The organism is Streptomyces griseoaurantiacus (genome assembly GCF_036189845.1).
In the GTDB taxonomy this organism is placed as follows: Bacteria; Actinomycetota; Actinomycetes; order Streptomycetales; family Streptomycetaceae; genus Streptomyces; species Streptomyces griseoaurantiacus.
The window spans coordinates 6,844,410-6,862,190 of sequence record NZ_CP108326.1; the positions used below are offsets into that span (position 1 = coordinate 6,844,410).

14 protein-coding genes and 1 pseudogene are annotated in these 17,781 nt (G+C 73.9%); 9 read left to right on the top strand and 6 right to left on the bottom strand.

Annotated features, from left to right (window positions below; all coding sequences use genetic code 11):
* The first annotated feature begins 3 nt into the window (after nucleotides 1–3).
* From OHB09_RS30070 to OHB09_RS30080, 3 genes are all read left to right on the top strand, one after another.
* Nucleotides 4–1,332: an ROK family transcriptional regulator gene (locus OHB09_RS30070; RefSeq protein ID WP_006139290.1), complete on the top strand. Its 1,329-nt coding sequence runs from the start codon at nucleotides 4–6 to the stop codon at nucleotides 1,330–1,332.
* Between the two features lie 171 nt (nucleotides 1,333–1,503).
* Nucleotides 1,504–2,070, top strand: a complete 567-nt coding sequence (locus OHB09_RS30075) for a GNAT family N-acetyltransferase (protein ID WP_328922845.1) — start codon at nucleotides 1,504–1,506, stop codon at nucleotides 2,068–2,070.
* A 189-nt stretch (nucleotides 2,071–2,259) separates the two neighbouring features.
* Nucleotides 2,260–2,922, top strand: a complete 663-nt coding sequence (locus OHB09_RS30080; RefSeq protein WP_234527317.1) for a formylglycine-generating enzyme family protein — start codon at nucleotides 2,260–2,262, stop codon at nucleotides 2,920–2,922.
* Between the two features lie 217 nt (nucleotides 2,923–3,139).
* Here OHB09_RS30080 and OHB09_RS30085 read toward each other — a convergent pair whose 3' ends face one another.
* Together OHB09_RS30085 and OHB09_RS30090 are read right to left on the bottom strand one after the other, a co-directional pair.
* Complete coding sequence (locus tag OHB09_RS30085) at nucleotides 3,140–4,576, bottom strand: M1 family metallopeptidase (RefSeq protein WP_328918217.1); 1,437 nt, start codon at nucleotides 4,574–4,576, stop codon at nucleotides 3,140–3,142.
* Between the two features lie 134 nt (nucleotides 4,577–4,710).
* The gene (locus OHB09_RS30090; protein WP_006139286.1) at nucleotides 4,711–5,649 is read right to left on the bottom strand and encodes a M20/M25/M40 family metallo-hydrolase; all 939 of its coding nucleotides are present in this window, start codon (nucleotides 5,647–5,649) and stop codon (nucleotides 4,711–4,713) included.
* A gap of 351 nt (nucleotides 5,650–6,000) precedes the next feature.
* Here OHB09_RS30090 and OHB09_RS30095 point away from each other — a divergent pair, with 351 nt between their 5' ends.
* The 4 genes from OHB09_RS30095 to nrfD all read left to right on the top strand — a co-directional run bounded on the left by OHB09_RS30095 (nucleotide 6,001) and on the right by nrfD (nucleotide 11,556).
* The gene (locus OHB09_RS30095) at nucleotides 6,001–6,225 is read left to right on the top strand and encodes a hypothetical protein (RefSeq protein WP_191853527.1); all 225 of its coding nucleotides are present in this window, start codon (nucleotides 6,001–6,003) and stop codon (nucleotides 6,223–6,225) included.
* A gap of 26 nt (nucleotides 6,226–6,251) precedes the next feature.
* On the top strand, nucleotides 6,252–9,503 hold the full coding sequence (gene fdh / locus OHB09_RS30100) for a formate dehydrogenase (RefSeq protein WP_191891647.1): 3,252 nt from the start codon (nucleotides 6,252–6,254) through the stop codon (nucleotides 9,501–9,503).
* A 77-nt stretch (nucleotides 9,504–9,580) separates the two neighbouring features.
* Entirely contained in the window at nucleotides 9,581–10,522 is a 942-nt protein-coding gene (locus tag OHB09_RS30105) for a 4Fe-4S dicluster domain-containing protein (RefSeq protein ID WP_328923074.1), read from the top strand.
* The gene (nrfD, locus tag OHB09_RS30110) at nucleotides 10,519–11,556 is read left to right on the top strand and encodes an NrfD/PsrC family molybdoenzyme membrane anchor subunit (protein WP_328922846.1); all 1,038 of its coding nucleotides are present in this window, start codon (nucleotides 10,519–10,521) and stop codon (nucleotides 11,554–11,556) included. Before OHB09_RS30105 ends, nrfD begins: the two co-directional genes overlap by 4 nt.
* A 170-nt stretch (nucleotides 11,557–11,726) precedes the next feature.
* On the opposite strand, the gene OHB09_RS30115 is transcribed toward nrfD, so the two are convergent.
* From OHB09_RS30115 to OHB09_RS30130, 4 genes are all read right to left on the bottom strand, one after another.
* On the bottom strand, nucleotides 11,727–12,758 hold the full coding sequence (locus tag OHB09_RS30115; protein WP_191853529.1) for an SDR family oxidoreductase: 1,032 nt from the start codon (nucleotides 12,756–12,758) through the stop codon (nucleotides 11,727–11,729).
* Nucleotides 12,759–12,848: 90 nt separating this feature from the next.
* Nucleotides 12,849–13,823, bottom strand: a complete 975-nt coding sequence (locus tag OHB09_RS30120) for an SDR family NAD(P)-dependent oxidoreductase (protein ID WP_328922847.1) — start codon at nucleotides 13,821–13,823, stop codon at nucleotides 12,849–12,851.
* A 55-nt stretch (nucleotides 13,824–13,878) separates the two neighbouring features.
* The gene (locus OHB09_RS30125) at nucleotides 13,879–14,562 is read right to left on the bottom strand and encodes an HAD family hydrolase (protein ID WP_006139277.1); all 684 of its coding nucleotides are present in this window, start codon (nucleotides 14,560–14,562) and stop codon (nucleotides 13,879–13,881) included.
* A gap of 147 nt (nucleotides 14,563–14,709) precedes the next feature.
* Entirely contained in the window at nucleotides 14,710–15,723 is a 1,014-nt protein-coding gene (locus OHB09_RS30130) for a PHP domain-containing protein (protein WP_191853808.1), read from the bottom strand.
* 197 nt (nucleotides 15,724–15,920) lie between these two features.
* On the opposite strand from OHB09_RS30130, the gene OHB09_RS30135 reads away from it, so the two are divergent.
* Complete coding sequence (locus OHB09_RS30135; RefSeq protein WP_191853531.1) at nucleotides 15,921–16,739, top strand: SDR family oxidoreductase; 819 nt, start codon at nucleotides 15,921–15,923, stop codon at nucleotides 16,737–16,739.
* Nucleotides 16,740–16,753: 14 nt separating this feature from the next.
* A pseudogene (locus OHB09_RS30140) lies at nucleotides 16,754–17,772 on the top strand (DNA topoisomerase IB).
* Nucleotides 17,773–17,781: the final 9 nt, after the last annotated feature.

The window sequence follows — 17,781 nt, forward strand, 5'->3', positions numbered from 1 at the left end:
CACATGGCGGGGCGGAACGGGCGAACGGTGCGTGACCTGCGGCGCGGCAATCGCGCCGAGGTACTGCAACGGTTGTATTTCGACGGCCCGCTGAGCCGCTTCGAACTGGGTCCGGTGACCGGGCTCAGCTCCGGCTCGGTCAGCAACGTGGTTGCCGAACTCGTGGCCGACGGCCTGGTCGAGGAGGCCGGCTCCGTCGACTCCGACGGCGGCCGCCCGCGCACCCTGCTGCGGGTGGCCCCCACCGCCGGGTACATGATCGGCGTCGACGTCGGCGAGACCCGCGTCCGGGTCGAGCTGTTCGACCTCGCCCTCACCGAACTCGCCCGCACCGAACACCCCCTGGAGCACCACCGGTACGACGTCGACGTCGTCGTCGGCCACATCCTCGAGGGCATCGCCGAGGTCCTGGACACCACCGGACTCGCCCCCGAGCGCCTGCTCGGCGTCGGCATCGGCGTCCCCGGCATCGTGGCCCGCGAGGAGGACCGCGGCGCCGTCGTGCACGGCCAGACCATCGGCTGGGACGCCGTCCCGCTGGAGGCGCTGCTGCGCTCCGCGCGCCTGCTGCCCGACTCCGTGCCCTACTTCGCCGACAACGGCGCCCGCACCCTCGGCCAGGCCGAGATGTGGTTCGGCGCCGGACGAGGCGCCCGGGACGCGGTGGTCGTCCTCTTCGGCTCGGGCGTCGGCGCCTGCGTCGTCACCGGCGACATGACCGGCGGCCGGGCGGTCGAGTACGGCCACCTCACGGTACGGGTAGGGGGGCGCCGCTGCCGGTGCGGGGCGCTGGGCTGCCTGGAGGCGTACGCGGGCGCCGAGGCGCTGCTCGCACGCTGGCGCGAGGCCGGGGGAGAGGTGCCCGAGGAGGCCGACGAGGAGACCGCGCTCACCGCCCTGCTCGCGGCGGCCCACCCCGATGAAGGCGCCGCGGACGCTGAGGGCGCCGGAACCCCCGACCCGGTGGCCTCGGCGGTGCTGGAGGAGACGGCGGAGTACCTCGGCGCCGGCCTCTCCGACCTCATCAACCTCTTCCGCCCCGAACGCATCCTCATCGGCGGCTGGGCAGGCCTCCAGCTCGGCGCCCGCTTCCTCCCCGCGGTCCGTCGCCACGCGGCGGCGTACTCCCTGCGGTACCCCGCCGAAAGGGTCTCCATCGAACTGGGCCGACTGGGCCCGGACGCGGTGACGGTGGGCGCCGCGATCCTCCCCCTGGCCGACTTCTTCGCGGCCGGCGGACGCCGTACGGGCACCCCCGCCACCCCCGAACGCCGGCCACCGGGCTGGCGCGAGGCGCTGGAGGACCGGGCGTCGGGGGGCGGGGCGCGGTAGCCCCCCTCGCTCCCGTCCAGAGGCATCTCACCTCTTGTCACGGCACGTCCAGGCAGGCGCCCGCGGGCCGGAGCCCTGGCCGACCCCTCGGCGCCCCGGTCGGCGGACGGTCTCCGCGTCCGACGACCACGTCCGCAGCGGCGGTGGAACACTGCCGCATACGATCGGCAGGTGAACGACATCGTCATCCTGCATGAGGGCGCGACACCGTCCGCTCCCGACCTCGTCCTTCGTCCCTGGTGCACGGAGGACGTCGCCGCTCTTGTCGAGGTGTTCCGGGACCCCGCGCTGCGCCGCTGGACCGACTCGGTCGTGGAGAACGAGGGCGATGCGATCCGGTGGGTGCGGAACCAGGAGCAGGGCTGGGCAGCGCGGGAGCGGTTCGGGTTCGCGGTCCTCGACGCACGACCCGGTGCGCGCCACGGACGGTTGGCGGGCCATGTGGTCCTCAAGGAGGTGGCCTCCGGCAAACCGTCTGCCGAGGTGGGTTACTGGACCGCGGCACATGCCCGCGGGCGGGGTGTGGCCCCGCGCGCGGTGGAGGCCCTCACCGACTGGGCCTTCGACGTCCTGGCGGCCGACGGGCTGGAGCACCTGGAACTGCTGCACCAGGTGGACAACCGTGCCTCGTGCCGCGTGGCGCACAAGAGCCGGTACGTCCTCGACACCGTCCTGCCCGCGGCACCGCCCTCCTATCCCGGCGAGGGGCATCGGCACGTACGGCGCCGAGAGGCCTGAGATCTCACGGCTGCGGCGTACCGGGAACTCGGCCCCGTACCCCCTTGCCGGCCTCCCCTCCTCGTCCGGGACGCCCGGCTGCTAGCGTCCGGCACCATGTGGGCTCAAGTGATCGTGGCAGGACGCCCGGCGTGGCGGCACAGCCCTTCCGGAGTGGTCTTCCGGGCTGTTCCGGGTGGGACGTTCCGGATGGGTTTGTCCGACGAGGAACTGGACGCGGTTCGTGCGATCGAGCGGGCCGACGGTGCCGATGACGACCTCGGGGCGTTCTTCGTGGAGGCCGGCCGGGCCCGGCCGGTCCGGGAAGTACGGGTCGAGCCGTTCCTGATCGCCCGGCATCCGTTGACGGTGGCACAAGTGCGGCACTGGTTGCCCGAGTACGAGGACAGCTTCAGCGACTCGGCTTCGAGCACGGCCCGGCTGGAGGACGACCTGGACGACCTGCTCGGGGTGTTGCCCTTCCGATTGCCCAGCGAGGCGCAGTGGGAGTACGCGGCCCGGGCCGGTACGACCACTCTGACCTTCCGCGGGGACGGGAGGCCGGACGAGGACCAGGTGCTCGGCGACTTCGCGGACGAGGAACGCACCGCTGCCGCTGAGAACGCTTTCGGGCTGGCGGCGATGGGATCGGCGAACGAGATCTGCGCAGACGTGTGGATCCCGCATTTCGAGGACGCGCCGGAGGACGCCCGCCCTCGCAGCGGCGACGGACCGCGGACGGTGCGCGGAGGCGCCGCCGACCTCCACCCGTGGCAGGGCTGCGACGAGTGGCTGCTGTTGCTCTCGGCCATCCGCTACGAGTTCCGGCAGTTCACCGCGGTCCGCCCGGTCGCACCCGTGCCCTCCCGGTAGGACGGAACCCGGATGTCGGTGGTCCGTGCGCGCATGCCGGACCTGGTCCCGGCCCTGGACCGCCCGGCCGTCCGGCCGACTCGACCGGCCGGAGGCGGGAGCCTTCCGGACACGCGCACCTCCGCACGGGTGGGCCCTCCTGCCCCGCGGTGGAGGGCCCGCCCAGCCCTCGGTGTCCCCGTCGGCGGGCGGGTCTTCGCGTCCGGCGGGGCGGGGTTCAGGCTGCCGGGTCGGCGGACGGGTCGAGGGACCCCAGGGAACCCGGGAAGAGGTACTCCTTCGGTGGGGCGGTGGTGCTGTGGGCCCAGGCGTCGAAGAAGCCGGTCAGGTCCTTGCCGGAGACCTTCTGGGCGAGCGCCTCGAACTGGGGCCAGGACGCGTTGCCGTAGCGGTGGTCGCGCTGCCAGCGCTTGAGGGTGCCGAAGAACGCGTCGTCGCCGACCGTGCGGCGCAGGGCGTGCAGCATCATGGACCCCTTGCTGTACAGGGCGCCGTCCAGTTCGCGGCCCTGGCCGGGGTCGTACAGTCTCGTCGTCCAGAAGTCGGGGTCCTCCGCGCTCTCCTCCACCATGGCGGCGTAGAAGCCCTCGTCGAGGTCGGCCCCGGACTTCTCGTCCCACAGTTGGCCGGCGTACTGGGCGAAGCACTCGGCCAGGCAGCCGTCGCGCCAGTCGGTGAAGGAGACGCTGTTGCCGAACCACTGGTGGGCGTTCTCGTGGACCATGGAGAGGTCGAAGAGGCTTCCGTGGTAGGTCGGGCGGCTCTGTGTCTCCAGGGCGAGGGGGCCCTCGTCGTCGTTGCCGCTGATGACGATCGCCCCGGCCGAGGAGAAGGGGTACGGACCGAACTTCGAGGCCAGGAAGTCGAGGATCTCCGGGAGTTGTGCCTCCGCCTCGGGGTCGATGCGTGATCCCGGGCTGTAGGCGTTGACGACGGGTGTGCCGTCGGAGAGCTTCGAGGTGCGCATCGTGAACGTGTCGATGGCGATCGTGCTGAGGTACGTGGCCATCGGGCGGTCCTCGTACCAGCGGAACGTGCTCGTGTCCCGCTCGGTGGTGGTGGCGCCGGGCCGGCCGTTGCCGACCACCGTCCAGCCGGTGGGGACCGTGGCCGTGAGCCGGAAGGTGGCCTTGTCCGAGGGGTGGTCGTTGGCCGGGTACCAGGCCGTGGCGGAGTGCGGCTCCTCCGAGGCGTTCGCGCCGCCGTCGGCCAGGGTGTGCCAGCCCTTGCCGACGGGTTCTCCCGAGTAGCGGACGCGTACGGAGAACCGCGTGTTCTTCGCGACGGGTCGCGCGGGGGTGATGACGAGTTCGTGCGCGCCCTCGCGGGAGACCGTGCGGGCGGGTGTGCCGTTCACGGTGACGCCGGTGACCGTGAAGCCCTCCAGATCGAGGTGTAAGACGTCCAGGTCCTGCGTCGCGACGGCCTCCACCGTGGTGTCGCCCTCCAGGTACCGGGGGTGGGCCGGGTCGTAGTGCACGTGGACGTCGTACTCCGAGACGTCGTAGCCGGAGTTCCCGTCCTCGGGGAAGTAGGGGTCACCGAGCCCGCCTTCGCCGGAGGCGCCGGCGGCGGGCAGGGTGGTGAGGACGATGCCGGCGGCCACGGCCGTGGCGAGGGCGGTGGCGCGGCGGCGATGCCGGGGGGTCGGCATGTGTCGGCTCCTTCGGGGGTGTGGGGCGTTGCGTGCGGTGGTGTCGCACGCCGGGTGCCGGGTGCGAACCGTGGGGCGCGCCGCGAAGGGCGCGGAGCGAGCGGCGGGGACGCCAGGAGGGGCTTGTCCGGGCCTCAGTGGTGCGCGGCGAGTTTCCAGACGGCGCTGAGGAGCGCGTTGGTACTGGTGGTCTCGGTCTCCGGGTCCACGTTGTCCACGCGGTCGCACGCCGCGTGCGTGCAGTCGTCGATGCCCGTGGCGAAACCCCCCACGGGGATGCCCGCGTCACCGAAGGACACGTGGTCGCTGCCGCCGATGCCGATGGAGAAGGTGGGCAGGTTCCGGGCCGCGAAGTAGCTCTCGAACGCCTCGTTCGCCGCGGTGTCGTCCTCGACGACGAGCCACTGCCGGATGCTCTTGGTGCCGGCCATGTCCACGTTCACGTAGAGGTCGATCCGCTTGCGTTCGGCGGCGGACAGATCCTTCAGGTAGGCACTGGAGCCCACCATGCCGAGCTCCTCGGCGCCCCACCAGGCGAAGCGCAGATGACGGTCGGGCCGCAGACCCGACCTGGACACTTCGAGGGCGGTGGCGAGCAGGGCCGCGGAGCCGGAGCCGTTGTCGTTGATGCCGGGGCCGGTCTCCACGCTGTCGAGGTGCGCTCCGGCGAACAGGATGTGCTCGGGGTCGCCCCCGGGCCAGTCCGCGACGAGGTTGTAGCCGGTGGCGCCGTCGTGGGTGAAGCGGTGCAGGGTGGTGCGGAAGCCGGCCGAGTCCAGCGCGGCCTTCACATAGGCGACCGACTCGCGGTACCCCTCGGTGCCGTGGGCGCGGTTGCCCCCGGTTCGGTCCGCGATCCGCTCCAGGGCGGTGAGGTGCGGCATGACCTGGTTCGCGGTGACGACGGGCGGGTTGGGGGCCGCGGCGGGTTGGGCGGCGGCGGCCGGGGCCGCCACGAGGGCGGCGCACAGGCAGAGGACGGCGGCCACCCCGCCGAGGCGGAAGGACGTGCGACGGTCGTCCGGACGGCGGGGGGATGCGCTGATCGGGTGCGGCAGGTGCGTCGGGTGCATGGGTAGGGGTCTCTCCGGGAGGTCGGGCGAGGGGGCGTCGGCCGGACCGCGGGGAGCGTGCCCCGGGGGCCGGTACGGGAGCTCTTGGGCGCGGCACTGCGCGCTGTCCTGAGCCCGGTGGGAGAGACGGGACTGCGGTGACGTCAGTTGCAAAGAGAACGCAAAGTGTTGCGCGGTGGAGGAGTGCCGGACTACCGGAAGGCGGCGGGCCTCCTGACGCGGCGTCCGCGCCCGCCCGGGTGACGCCCGCCCTCCGCCGCTTCCCGTGCGTTTCGGCCGTGGCCGCCCGGGTACTTGCGCGTCGCTCCCGCGGGCCGCCGTGCCCGGGGGAGGGAAAGGGAGGACGACGACGTGAGCGACCACCGCCTCGAAGGGCCTGGAGAGAACGGCGATCCCGTACCGCGCGACATGCCCGACCAGCAGGCCGGCGCGGGCGAGGACCCCTGGGAGGCCGCCCCGGCCGCCGGACGGGAGGCGGGTGACGGCGAGGACGACGCCGCCGACGGCGGGGACACCGGCGCCGACGACACCACCGGCACCGAGGACGAGCCCACCCCCGACGAGCCCACCGGCTGACCGCCGGCCGGAGAACGGACGACCCCATGCGCATTCCGGACCGGCTCCGCGACTGGCCCGTCTACCGTCAGCTCACCGGCGAGGCCGGGGACCGCTCCGGCCGCGGTGGTGCCGCCACGTCACCCACCACCGCCCGCCTGCGCCCCCGCACCCACAGCGCCGACCGGGTGGTGAAGTCGGTCTGCCCGTACTGCGCCGTCGGCTGCGGCCAGGACGTGTACGTCAAGGACGAGAAGGTCGTGCAGATCGAGGGCGACCCCGACTCGCCCGTCAGCCGCGGCCGGCTCTGCCCGAAGGGCTCCGCCACCCTCCAGCTCACCACCGGGCCCTCCCGTGAACACCAGGTCCTCTACCGGCGCCCGCACGGCACCGACTGGGAGACCCTCGACCTGGACACCGCGATGGACATGGTCGCCGAGCGGGTGATCCGCACCCGCCGCGAGACCTGGGAGTGGGAGAAGGACGGCGCCCGCACCGCCCGCACCATGGGCATCGCCAGCCTCGGCGGCGCGACGCTGGACAACGAGGAGAACTACCTCATCAAGAAGCTGCTGACCGGCCTCGGCGTGGTGCAGGTGGAGAACCAGGCCCGGGTCTGCCACAGTGCCACCGTCGCCGGTCTCGGCACCTCCTTCGGGCGGGGCGGCGCCACCACCTTCATGCAGGACCTGCAGCACTCCGACTGCATCGTCATCCAGGGCTCCAACTTCGCCGAGGCCCACCCCGTCGGATTCCAGTGGGTCATGGAGGCCAAGGCGCGCGGCGCCCGCATCATCCACGTCGACCCCCGCTACACCCGCACCAGCGCACTCGCCGACCTGCACGTCCCGCTGCGGGCGGGCACCGACATCGCCTTCCTCGGCGGCATCATCAACCACGTCCTCACCGAGGAGAAGGACTTCCGCGAGTACGTCCTGAACTACACCAACGCGGCCACCCTGGTCGGCGAGGACTACAAGGACACCGAGGACCTCGGCGGCGTCTTCTCCGGACTCGACGAGGACGGGCACGTCTACGACCCGCACAGCTGGCAGTACGAGGGCACCGAGGTCCAGCAGCCCACCGGCGACCCCGACGAGCAGTACGAGGAGCGGACCGGCGGCTACGGCGGCTCCGAGACCCACGGCTCCGGCGGCGCCCGCACCGGCCCCTGGCCGCCCCGCGACGAGACCCTCCGACACCCGCGCTGCGTCTACCAGGTGCTCAAGCGGCACTACGCCCGCTACACCCCCGAACTCGTCGAGGAGATCTGCGGCGTCCCCAAGGAGACCTTCCTGGAGGTCTGCGAGGCGCTCACCGCGAACTCCGGGCCCGAGCGCACCAGCGCCTTCTGCTACGCCGTCGGCTGGACCCAGCACACGGTCGGCTCCCAGTACATCCGCGCCGCCAGCGTGCTCCAACTCCTGCTCGGCAACATCGGCCGCCCCGGCGGCGGCATCCAGGCCCTGCGCGGCCACGCCAGCATCCAGGGCTCCAGCGACATCCCCACCCTCTACAACCTCCTCCCCGGGTACCTGCCGATGCCGCACGCCCACGCCCACGAGACGCTCGACGACTTCATCGAGGCCAGCCGCACCAAGAAGGGCTTCTGGGCCGAGATGCGGTCCTACTTCGTCAGCCTCCTCAAGGCGTACTACGGCGAGGCGGCCACCCCCGAGAACGACTTCTGCTTCGACCACCTGCCGCGCCTGACCGGCGACCACTCCACCTACCAGACCGTCGCCGCCCAGCTCGACGGCACCTGCAAGGGCTACTTCCTGATGGGGGAGAACCCGGCCGTCGGCTCCGCCAACACCCGGCTGCAACGGCTCGGCATGGCCAACCTGGAGTGGCTGGTCGTCCGCGACTTCTCCCTCATCGAGTCCGCGACCTGGTGGAAGGACGGTCCCGAGATCGAGACCGGGGAACTGCGCACCGAGGACATCGGCACCGAGGTGTTCTTCTTCCCCGCCGCCGCGCACACCGAGAAGTCCGGCTCCTTCACCAACACCAACCGCTGGGTGCAGTGGCACCACACCGCCGTCGAACCCGAGGGCGACGCGCGCAGCGACCTGTGGTTCATGTACCACCTCGGCCGCCGCATCCGGGAGAAGCTGGCCGGCTCCACCGACCCGATGGACCGCCCGGTCCTCGACCTCGCCTGGGACTACCCGGTCACCGGCCCGCTGGAGGAGCCCGTCGCCGACGCGGTCCTCGCCGAGATCAGCGGACACGGCCCGGACGGCGGCCCACTGAGCGCCTACACCGAACTCAAGGACGACGGCTCCACCCGCTGCGGCTGCTGGATCTACTGCGGGGTCTACGCCGACGGCGTCAACCAGGCCGCCCGCAAGAAGCCGCACACCGAACAGGACTGGGTGGCCGCCGAGTGGGCCTGGGCCTGGCCCGCCAACCGCCGCATCCTCTACAACCGCGCCTCCGCCGCCCCCGACGGCACCCCCTGGAGCGAACGCAAGAGCTATGTGTGGTGGGACGCGGAGTCCGGCACCTGGACAGGCCACGACGTGCCCGACTTCGTCCCCGACCTCGCCCCGGACCACGTGCCCGAGGACGGCGCCGAGGGCGTGGCCGCCCTGCGCGGCGACGACCCGTTCATCATGCAGGCCGACGGCAAGGGCTGGCTGTTCACCCCGGCCGGGCTCGAGGACGGGCCGCTGCCCACCCACTACGAGCCGCAGGACTCGCCCTTCCCCAACGCCCTGTACCCCACCACCCCGCGCTCGCCCGTCCGGCAGACGATGGCGCGCGAGGGCAACCGCTACCACCCGAGCGGCGACGAGCCGGGTGCCGAGGTCTTCCCGTACGTGGTCACCACGCACCGGCTCACCGAGCACTTCACCGCGGGCGGCATGAGCCGCTGGTCGGGCTACCTCGCCGAACTCCAGCCGGAGTTCTTCTGCGAGATCTCCCCGCAGCTCGCCGCCGAACGCGGCCTCGAACACGGCGGCTGGGCCACCATCGTCACCGCCCGCAACGCCGTCGAGGCACGCGTCCTGGTGACCGAGCGGATCCGCCCGCTGCGGGTGCAGGGCCGCACCGTCCACCAGATCGGACTGCCCTTCCACTGGGGCCCCAACGGCGTGGTGACGGGGGACGCGGCCAACGAACTCGTCGCCATCTCCCTCGACCCCAACGCCCACATCCAGGAGGACAAGGCGCTCACCGCCGACATCCGCCCCGGCCGCCGGCCGCGCGGACCGGACCTGCCGAAACTGGTCGCCGAGTACCGGCGGCGCGCGGGCATCACCGAGCGGACCGGGACGGAGGTCAGGAAATGACGGACGTGACGGACGGGACCGGCCCCGCCGGCCCGCCGAGCACCCTCGCGAGCGGTGGCCGCGGCGTGCCGGACGGCATGGACCCGCACTCCGGTCGGGAACGCGTCGGCTTCTTCACCGACACCTCGGTGTGCATCGGCTGCAAGGCCTGCGAGGTGGCCTGCAAGGAGTGGAACGCCATCCCCGAGGACGGCATGTCCCTCACCGGGATGTCCTACGACAACACGGGCGCACTCGGCGCCTCCACCTGGCGCCACGTCGCCTTCGTCGAGCAGACCCGGCCCGCCCCCGAGGGGCGCACCGAACTCCCGCTGCTCGGCGGGCGGTCGGAGGCGGGCACGGCCTCCGGGGGCGGGGAGCCGCAGGGCGCGGGCGTGCCAGGCGGCGCCACCGCGCAGGAGACGGTGGAGGGCGGCAGCGGCGGCGACATCCGCTGGCTGATGTCCTCCGACGTGTGCAAGCACTGCACCCACGCCGCCTGCCTCGACGTCTGCCCCACCGGCGCGCTGTTCCGCACCGAGTTCGGCACCGTCGTCGTCCAGGAGGACGTCTGCAACGGCTGCGGCTACTGCGTCCCCGCCTGCCCCTACGGCGTCATCGAGCAACGCCCGGACGACGGACGGGCGTTCAAGTGCACCATGTGCTACGACCGCCTCGGCGCCGGCCAGGAACCCGCCTGCGCCAAGGCCTGCCCCACCGAGTCCATCCAGTTCGGCCCGCTGGACGAACTGCGCGCCCGCGCCGCCCTGCGCGTGGACCAACTGCACGAGGCCGGCGTCACCGAGGCCCGGCTCTACGGCGAGGACCCGGAGGACGGGGTCGGCGGCGACGGCGCCTTCTTCCTCCTCCTCGACGAACCCGAGGTGTACGGGCTGCCGCCGGACCCCGTCGTCACCACACGCGACCTCCCGGCGATGTGGAAACACGCGGGGGTGGCGGCGCTCTCCCTGCTGGGCGCGTGCGGCGCCGCCTTCGCGGCGGCGGCGGTGACCGGAAACACCGGAAGGGGCCGAGGATGACCAGCGCGGAGAGCTCCCTGCCCAGGCGGGCGGACGAGGGCGGACGGCACGGCAGGCACCGGCGCGGCGGACGCCGCAGGGGCGAGCAGCTCATGGTGCCGAAGGCCGAGTTCCAGTCGTACTACGGCCGCCCCGTCATCAAGGCGCCCTCCTGGGAGGCGCGGGACATCGCCGGGTACTTCTTCCTCGGCGGACTCGCCGGGGGCGGCTCCGTGCTCGCCGCCGGTGCACACCTCACCGGGCGGGCGAGCACGGCGAAGGCGATGAAGGTGTCCTCCCTCGCCGCCGTCTCGCTCTCGGCGGCGGCCCTCGTGCACGACCTGGGCGTGCCGAGCCGCTTCTACAACATGCTGCGCGTCGCCAAGCCGACCTCGCCGATGAGCGTCGGGTCCTGGCTGCTGGCGGCCTACGGTCCGGCGGCCGGTGCGGCCGCCGCCACCGCCGTCACCGGACGGCTGCCGAGGACGGGGGCGCTCGCGACGGGTGCCGCCGCGCTGCTCGGCCCCGCCCTCGCCTCCTACACCGCGGTCCTCGCCGCCGACACGGCCGTCCCCGCCTGGCACGGGGTCCACCGCGAACTGCCGTACCTGTTCGTGGCCTCGGCGACGGCGGCCTCGGCGGGCATGGCGCTGGCCGTGGGCCCGACCCGGGAGAACGCGCCGGCCCGCTGGGCGGCGGGCCTCGCGGCCGTCGCCGACGTGGCCGTCTCCCAGGCGGCCGAGCGGCGCCTCGGCATGGTCGCGCAGACGTGGCGGGAGGGACGGGCGGGGACGCTGCTGAAGACGGCGAAGGCCCTCACGGTCGGCGGGGCGGTGACGGCGGCCGTGCTGGGCCGCCGCTCCCGGATCGCCGCCGTCGCCGCGGGTGCCGCCCTGCTGGCCGGCTCCGCCTGCACCCGCTTCGGCGTCTTCGCCGCGGGCACCGCCTCCGCCGAGGACCCCAAGTACACGGTGGTCCCGCAACGGGAGCGCCTCGAGGCGGCGAAGGCGAAGGCGGAGACGGCGGCGACGGCGGCGGAGACGGAGAAGGGCTGACGGGAGGGGGGCGACGGCGGCGAAGACACGGCGAAGGCTGACGGGAGCCGGCGACGGCGGCGGCGAAGCGCTGATGCGCTGACGGCCCGGGCGAGGGCCCGGAGCCCACGGGTCGGGCGAGGGCCCCGAGCGGAGTCGCCCGCCCCCGCCGCCCCGTCCCCCCTACCGCCTCACCCCACCTTGCGCCCCCGCAAGGGCTCCGTGCCCGCCCCCGCGCCCTCCCGGAACCCCTGGAGGAACTCCTCCAGCACCTCCGTCGCCGGCTTCGTCGGCCGCCAGCCCAGCTCCACCCGCGCCCGTGTGCAGTCCATCAAGGGCAACCGCAGCACCGCGTCGAACAGGTGCGGGGAGGCCGGCAGCAGCCGCAGCCCCCAGGCCGCCGCCACCGCGGAGCGCACCGCCGTCCGCGGCAGCCGCACCTGCCGCCGCACCCCCAGCAGCTCCCCGAGCACCCCCGCGTCCACCGCCGGCTCCGCCGCGAGGTTGAACGCCCCCCGCACCTGCGTCCGCACCGCCAGCCGGTAGGCGTGCGCCGCGTCGTCCGTGTGCAGCGCCTGCACCCGCAGCCCCGGCACGTCCGGCAGGAACGGCAGCGTCTCCGGCTTCGCCAGCGGTCCCGGCAGGAACTTCCCGCCGAAGATCCGCCGCTGCTCGCTCGCCGACTCCCGCTTGAACAGGAACGCCGGCCGCATCCGTACCACCCGCACCTCCGGGTGCCGGTACTCGAAAGCGTCCAGCGTGCGCTCCAGGTACGCCTTCTCCCGGGTGTACGCGGCGTCCGGCCAGCCGTGCGTGGGCCAGGACTCGTCCACGGCCCGGTCCTTCGGCCCCGGCGAGTACGCGCCGACCGAGGAGGCGTGCACCAGCGCGGGCACCCCGGCCGCCGCCACCGCCTCGAAGACGCGGATGCTGCCGAGGACGTTGGTGCGCCAGGTGGTGGCCGGGTCGTGCGTCGGCTGGAACGCCCAGGCCAGATGTACGACCGCGTCCGCACCCTCGAACTCCCGCACGAGGTCGGTCTGCTCGGAGGCCAGGTCCACCGCGGACCACTGTGTGCCCGGCGGCCGCTCCTCGGGGAGGCGGCGCGCCAGACCGACGACCGACGCGATGTCCGGGTCCTCGGCGAGCAGGCGCATCACACTCGTGCCCACATTGCCGGTGGCCCCCGTGACGACGACCCTGCTGCCCGCTGTGCTGCTCACCCTCGGCTCCTCTCGCCGCTGCGACAACGAGGCGCCGGGTACCCGGCAGGCGGCGCCCCTACCGCCCGCACGGGGGAGGCCGGGACCGGCTCAGGCGCCGGGGCGGCCGCCGAACGCGTCCACCCCGGTCAGCCGTGCCGACAGCTCCCACAGCCGGGCCGCCTGCTCCGGGTCGCGCGCCCAGTCCTTCACGCCCTTGCGTGCGCCGTCCGCGGGGCCGGGTTCGGCGATGTCGCAGTCCTCGAGGTAGACCCCGCCCCGCTCGGCGAGCATCGGCGAGGTCGCGGCCCACACCTGGGTGGCCGCGCCCTGCTCGGGGCTCTTGAAGCCCGCCGGGTCGAGCGGCCGGCCCTCCTCGTCGACCCAGCCGCGCGCGACCATCTCCTCCCTCGGCAGATGCCGCTGCAGCGGGGTGAGGATGCCGCCCGGGTGCAGGGAGAACGCCCGGACGCCGCGGTCGCGGCCGAGCCGGTCGAGGTGGACGGCGAACAGCGCGTTCGCGGTCTTCGCCTGGCCGTATGCCCCCCACTTGTCGTAGCCGGTCCGCCAGTGCGGGTCCTCCCAGCGGATCGGGGAGGCGTGGTGGCCGACGGAGGAGACGGAGACGACACGCGCCCCGCCCGGCTCCAGGGCCGGCCACAGCCGGTTCACCAGGGCGAAGTGGCCCAGGTGGTTGGTGGCGAACTGCGCCTCCCAGCCCGGGCCGACCCGGGTCTCCGGGCAGGCCATGACGGCGGCGCTGTCGATGACGAGGTCGAGGGGGCGGCCGGTGGCGAGGAACCGCTCGGCGAAGCCGCGCACGCTGTCGAGGTCCCCGAGGTCGAGCTCGTCGACCTCCACGCCGCCGATCCCTTCCAGCGCCTCGGCGGCGGCGGAGGGCCGCCGGGCCGGCACGACCACCCGGGCGCCCGCTTTCGCCAGCGCCCGGGTGGTCTCCAGGCCGAGCCCGGAGTAGCCGCCGGTCACGACGGCCAGCCTGCCCGTGAGGTCGATGCCGCGCAGGACGTCGTCCGCCGTGCTGTGCGCGCCGAAACCGCTTCCGATGCCGTGCTGTGCAGTGGTCATGCGAGCACGCTACGGACTGGAGCGCGCTCGAAGGCAAGCGCGGGCACGGCGGACGTCACTCCGCCGGGGGCGCCGGCCTGCCCAGCGGGCCGCTGCCCTCCTCCAGCGAGGTGAGCAGGTGCACCGGGTCCCGGTAGACCGTGTCCGCCCCCGCGTCCTCCAGGGAAGCCCGCGGGATGCCCCCGCACAGGACGCCCACGCAGGTGACCCCGGCGCGGGTGCCCGCCCGCATGTCCCACACCGTGTCGCCGACGAACACCGCCCGCTCGGGCGGGATGCCGACGAGGTCGAGTGCGTGGTGGACGGGCTCCGGCGCGGGCTTGCCCGCCTCCACGTCGTCCGCGCTCGCCGTCGCGCGGATCGCGTCGTCGGCGTCGATCGCCCTGCGCAGGGCGGACAGTTCGGAACCGCCGGCGGAGGTGGCGAGCACCACCGTCCAGCCGGCCGCGTCCAGCCGCTTCAGCAGCCGGCCCGCGTCCTCGAAGGCGGGCAGCCGGTCGAAGTAGGCGCCGTACAGCGCCTTGTGGGCGGCACTGAGCGCCGCGACCTCCTCGTCCTCCAGGTTGTCGCCGAGAAGGTGGGCGATCAGATCGGTGGAGCCCAGGCCGACGGAGCGGTGGATGGCGTGCATGGACACGTGGTGCCCGGCCTGCCGGAAGGCCTCCCACCAGGTGGTGACGTGCAGATGATTGGTGTCGACGAGGGTCCCGTCGACGTCGAACACGGCGGCTCGCTCCATTGATTTCCCTTCTCTCTCGTGGAGGACGGGTACCACGGGAGAGCCCGGTCCACGCCGGGCGGGGGCGCGGGGAACCGCGCGTCTTCCCGGGGGCCGGAGGAGGAGCGCCGGGGTGGGGACGGACAGGGGCGGCGGGGGCGGCGGGACCTACGCGCCCCCGCCCGTCCACTTCAGCAGCCGCTCCACCGGCCATGTCGTGATCACGCGGTCGGCCGGGACCCCGCACTCCTCCGCCCGCGCGCAGCCGTACGCCTGCCAGTCGAGCTGCCCCGGCGCGTGCGCGTCGGTGTCCACCGAGAACAGCACCCCCGCCTCCACCGCCCGCCGCAGCAGCCGCCGGGGCGGGTCGAGGCGCTCGGGGCGGCTGTTGATCTCCACGGCCGTCCCCGACTCCGCGCACGCCGCGAACACCTCGTCCGCGTCGAAACGCGACTCCGGCCGTTCCCTGCCGGCCACCAGGCGGCCCGTGCAGTGCCCGAGCACGTCGGCGTGCGGATTGCGCACGGCGGCCACCATCCGCCGGGTCATCGGCCGCTCCTCCATCCGCAGTTTGGAGTGCACGGAGACGACGACCACGTCGAGCCGCTCCAGCAGTTCCGGCTCCTGGTCTAGCGAGCCGTCGTCGAGGATGTCGCACTCGATGCCGGTGAGCAGCCGGAACGGCGCCCACCGCTCATTCAGCTCCGCCACCACGTCGAGCTGTTCGCGCAGCCGGTCCGGGGACAGACCCCGGGCCACCGTGAGCCGGGGGGAGTGGTCGGTCAGCACCGCCCACTCGTGTCCCAGCCGTGCCGCGGTGCGCCCCATCTCCTCGACGGTGCTGCCGCCGTCGGACCAGTCGGAGTGCAGATGGCAGTCACCGCGCAGCCGCGCCCGCAGCTCCTCACCTCCTTGCACCAGCGGCCCGCCGACCTCGGCCTCCAGCTTCTCCAGATAGCCCGGCGTGCCGCCGTCCAGCGCCTCGCGCACCACCTGCGCGGTCTTCGGGCCGATGCCCTTGAGCCGCTCCAGCGAGCCCGTGCGGGCCCGCTCGGCCACGTCCCGCGCGGAGAGCGGGGCGAGGACGCCGGCCGCGGTGCGGAACGCGCGGACACGGTAGGTCGGCGCCTGGCTCCGCTCCAGCAGGAACGCGATCCGGTCCAGTGCCTCCAGCGGGTCCATCGGTGCCTCCTCGCCTGCCGGGCCGTCCTCGCCACCCTCGCTCACGGGGTGCCCCTCCGCACGGCGCTCACCCCTGCCGGACCGCGCCCGCCCCGGCCCCTGCCGGGTTTGCCCGTACCCCGCCCGGGTACTGCGAGCAGTCCCCGAACACCCCGAACCGCCCCGTGAGGAACACCCGCACCACGAAGGAGACCCCCATGACCGCGTCCGGCGCCTCCCCGGCAGCAGCGGCCCGCGTGGCCCTCGTCACCGGTTCGGACTCGGGGATCGGCCGCGCCACCGCCGTACGCCTCGCCGAGGCGGGGCTCGACGTGGGCATCACCTGGCACCGCGACGAGAAGGGCGCCGAGGACACCGCCGAGGAGGTCCGCGCGCTGGGCCGCCGCGCCGAGACGGCCCGCCTCGACCTGACCCGGCTGCCGGAGGCCGCCGACGTCGTCGACGACCTCGCCGACCGCCTCGGCCGCCTCGACGTCCTGGTGAACAACGCGGGCACCGGAACGGCCACCCCCTTCGTCGACCTCGCCCTCGAGGACGTCCGCGAGGTCCTCGAGGTGGACCTGCTCGGCCCGTTCCTGTGCGGGCAGCGGGCCGCCCGCCGGATGATCGCGCAGGGCGAGGGCGGCCGGATCGTCAACGTGACCTCCGTGCACGAGCACGCGCCCCGCGTCGGCGCCGCGCCCTACTGCGCCGCCAAGGGCGGCCTCGGACTGCTCACCCAGGTCATGGCGCTGGAACTCGCCGAGCACGGCATCACCGTCAACGCGGTGGCGCCCGGCGAGATCGCCACCCCCATGACCGGGCAGGAGGACACCGACCCGCACACCGAGCGACGGCCCGGCATCCCGCTCGGTCGGCCGGGCGACGCCCGGGAGATCGCCGCCGTCATCGCCTTCCTCGCGAGCCCCGACGCGTCCTACGTCACCGGCTCCTCCTGGGCGGCCGACGGCGGCATGCTCCGCATGGGCCCGATGGCCGGTTCCCACCTGGACGCCGACGACTGGCGCCGGCCCTGAGCCCGCGCGCGGCGATGAGACTGCGCACCGCCTCCTGCGAGGGCCCCGGCTACACCCGCGTCCGGTGCGGTCGCGGCTTCCGCTACCTGGACTGCCGCGGCGAACGCCTCGGCGACGCGGAGGCCCTCGCCCGCATCCGCGCCCTGGTCATCCCGCCCGCCTGGCGCGAGGTGTGGATCTGCCCCTGGCCCAACGGCCACCTCCAGGCGGTCGGCACCGACGACGCCGGACGCCGCCAGTACCTGTACCACGAGGAGTTCCGGGCCCGGCAGGACGAGACCAAGCACGCGCACGTCCGCGAGGTCGCCCGCGCCCTGCCCGAGCTGCGCGCGCACGTCCACGAGGACCTGCGCGGCCGCGGACTGACCCGCCCCCGGTCACCGCCTGTGCCGTGCGCCTGCTCGACCTGGGGTTCTTCCGCATCGGCAGCGACAGCCACGCCCGCAGGAGCGACACCTACGGCCTCACCACCATGCTCCGCGAGCACGTCACCTGCGGCCGGGGCGAGATCGCCTTCAACTCCCCCGCCAAGTCCGGGGTGCGCATGGTGCGGGCACTGGTCGACGAGGACGCCGAGAGGGTCGTACGGTCCCTGCTGCGCCGGCCGCACGGCGGGGACCGGCTGCTGGCCTACCGGGACGGCCGGACCTGGCACGAGCTGCGCGGAGCCGATCTGAACGAGGCGCTGCGCGCCCTCTCCGGCACCGACGTCACCGCCAAGGACTTCCGCACCTGGCACGCCACCGTGCCGGCGGCCGTCGCGGTGTCCGTGACCGTCGAGGCGGGCCGTGAGTCCGGGACCGCCCGCAAGCGGCAGATGACCCGGGCGGTCAAGGAGGTCAGCCGCTACCTGGGGAACACCCCGGCCGTGTGCCGCTCCTCCTACATCGACCCGAAGGTCTTCGTCGAGATGTTCGAGCAGGGGCACACCGTCGCGCCCGCGCTGAGCCGGCTCGGCGAGCACGGCGACTTCGGGCGGCCCGCCACGCAGGGAGCGGTGGAGGCCGCCGTCCTTGACCTGCTCGACGGCTGAACACTCACT

Excerpts from the sequence above, each read along its gene's own strand:
- OHB09_RS30090 (WP_006139286.1), bottom strand. The coding sequence starts at position 5,649 with ATGCACCCGACGCACCTGCCGCACCCGATCAGCGCATCCCCCCGCCGT.
- OHB09_RS30130 (WP_191853808.1), bottom strand. The coding sequence starts at position 15,723 with ATGGACCCGCTGGAGGCACTGGACCGGATCGCGTTCCTGCTGGAGCGG.
- OHB09_RS30135 (WP_191853531.1), top strand. The coding sequence starts at position 15,921 with ATGACCGCGTCCGGCGCCTCCCCGGCAGCAGCGGCCCGCGTGGCCCTC.
- OHB09_RS30125 (WP_006139277.1), bottom strand. The coding sequence starts at position 14,562 with ATGGAGCGAGCCGCCGTGTTCGACGTCGACGGGACCCTCGTCGACACC.
- OHB09_RS30080 (WP_234527317.1), top strand. The coding sequence starts at position 2,260 with ATGGGTTTGTCCGACGAGGAACTGGACGCGGTTCGTGCGATCGAGCGG.
- OHB09_RS30105 (WP_328923074.1), top strand. The coding sequence starts at position 9,581 with ATGGACCCGCACTCCGGTCGGGAACGCGTCGGCTTCTTCACCGACACC.
- OHB09_RS30085 (WP_328918217.1), bottom strand. The coding sequence starts at position 4,576 with ATGCCGACCCCCCGGCATCGCCGCCGCGCCACCGCCCTCGCCACGGCC.
- OHB09_RS30120 (WP_328922847.1), bottom strand. The coding sequence starts at position 13,823 with ATGACCACTGCACAGCACGGCATCGGAAGCGGTTTCGGCGCGCACAGC.
- nrfD (WP_328922846.1), top strand. The coding sequence starts at position 10,519 with ATGACCAGCGCGGAGAGCTCCCTGCCCAGGCGGGCGGACGAGGGCGGA.
- OHB09_RS30070 (WP_006139290.1), top strand. The coding sequence starts at position 4 with ATGGCGGGGCGGAACGGGCGAACGGTGCGTGACCTGCGGCGCGGCAAT.
- fdh (WP_191891647.1), top strand. The coding sequence starts at position 6,252 with ATGCGCATTCCGGACCGGCTCCGCGACTGGCCCGTCTACCGTCAGCTC.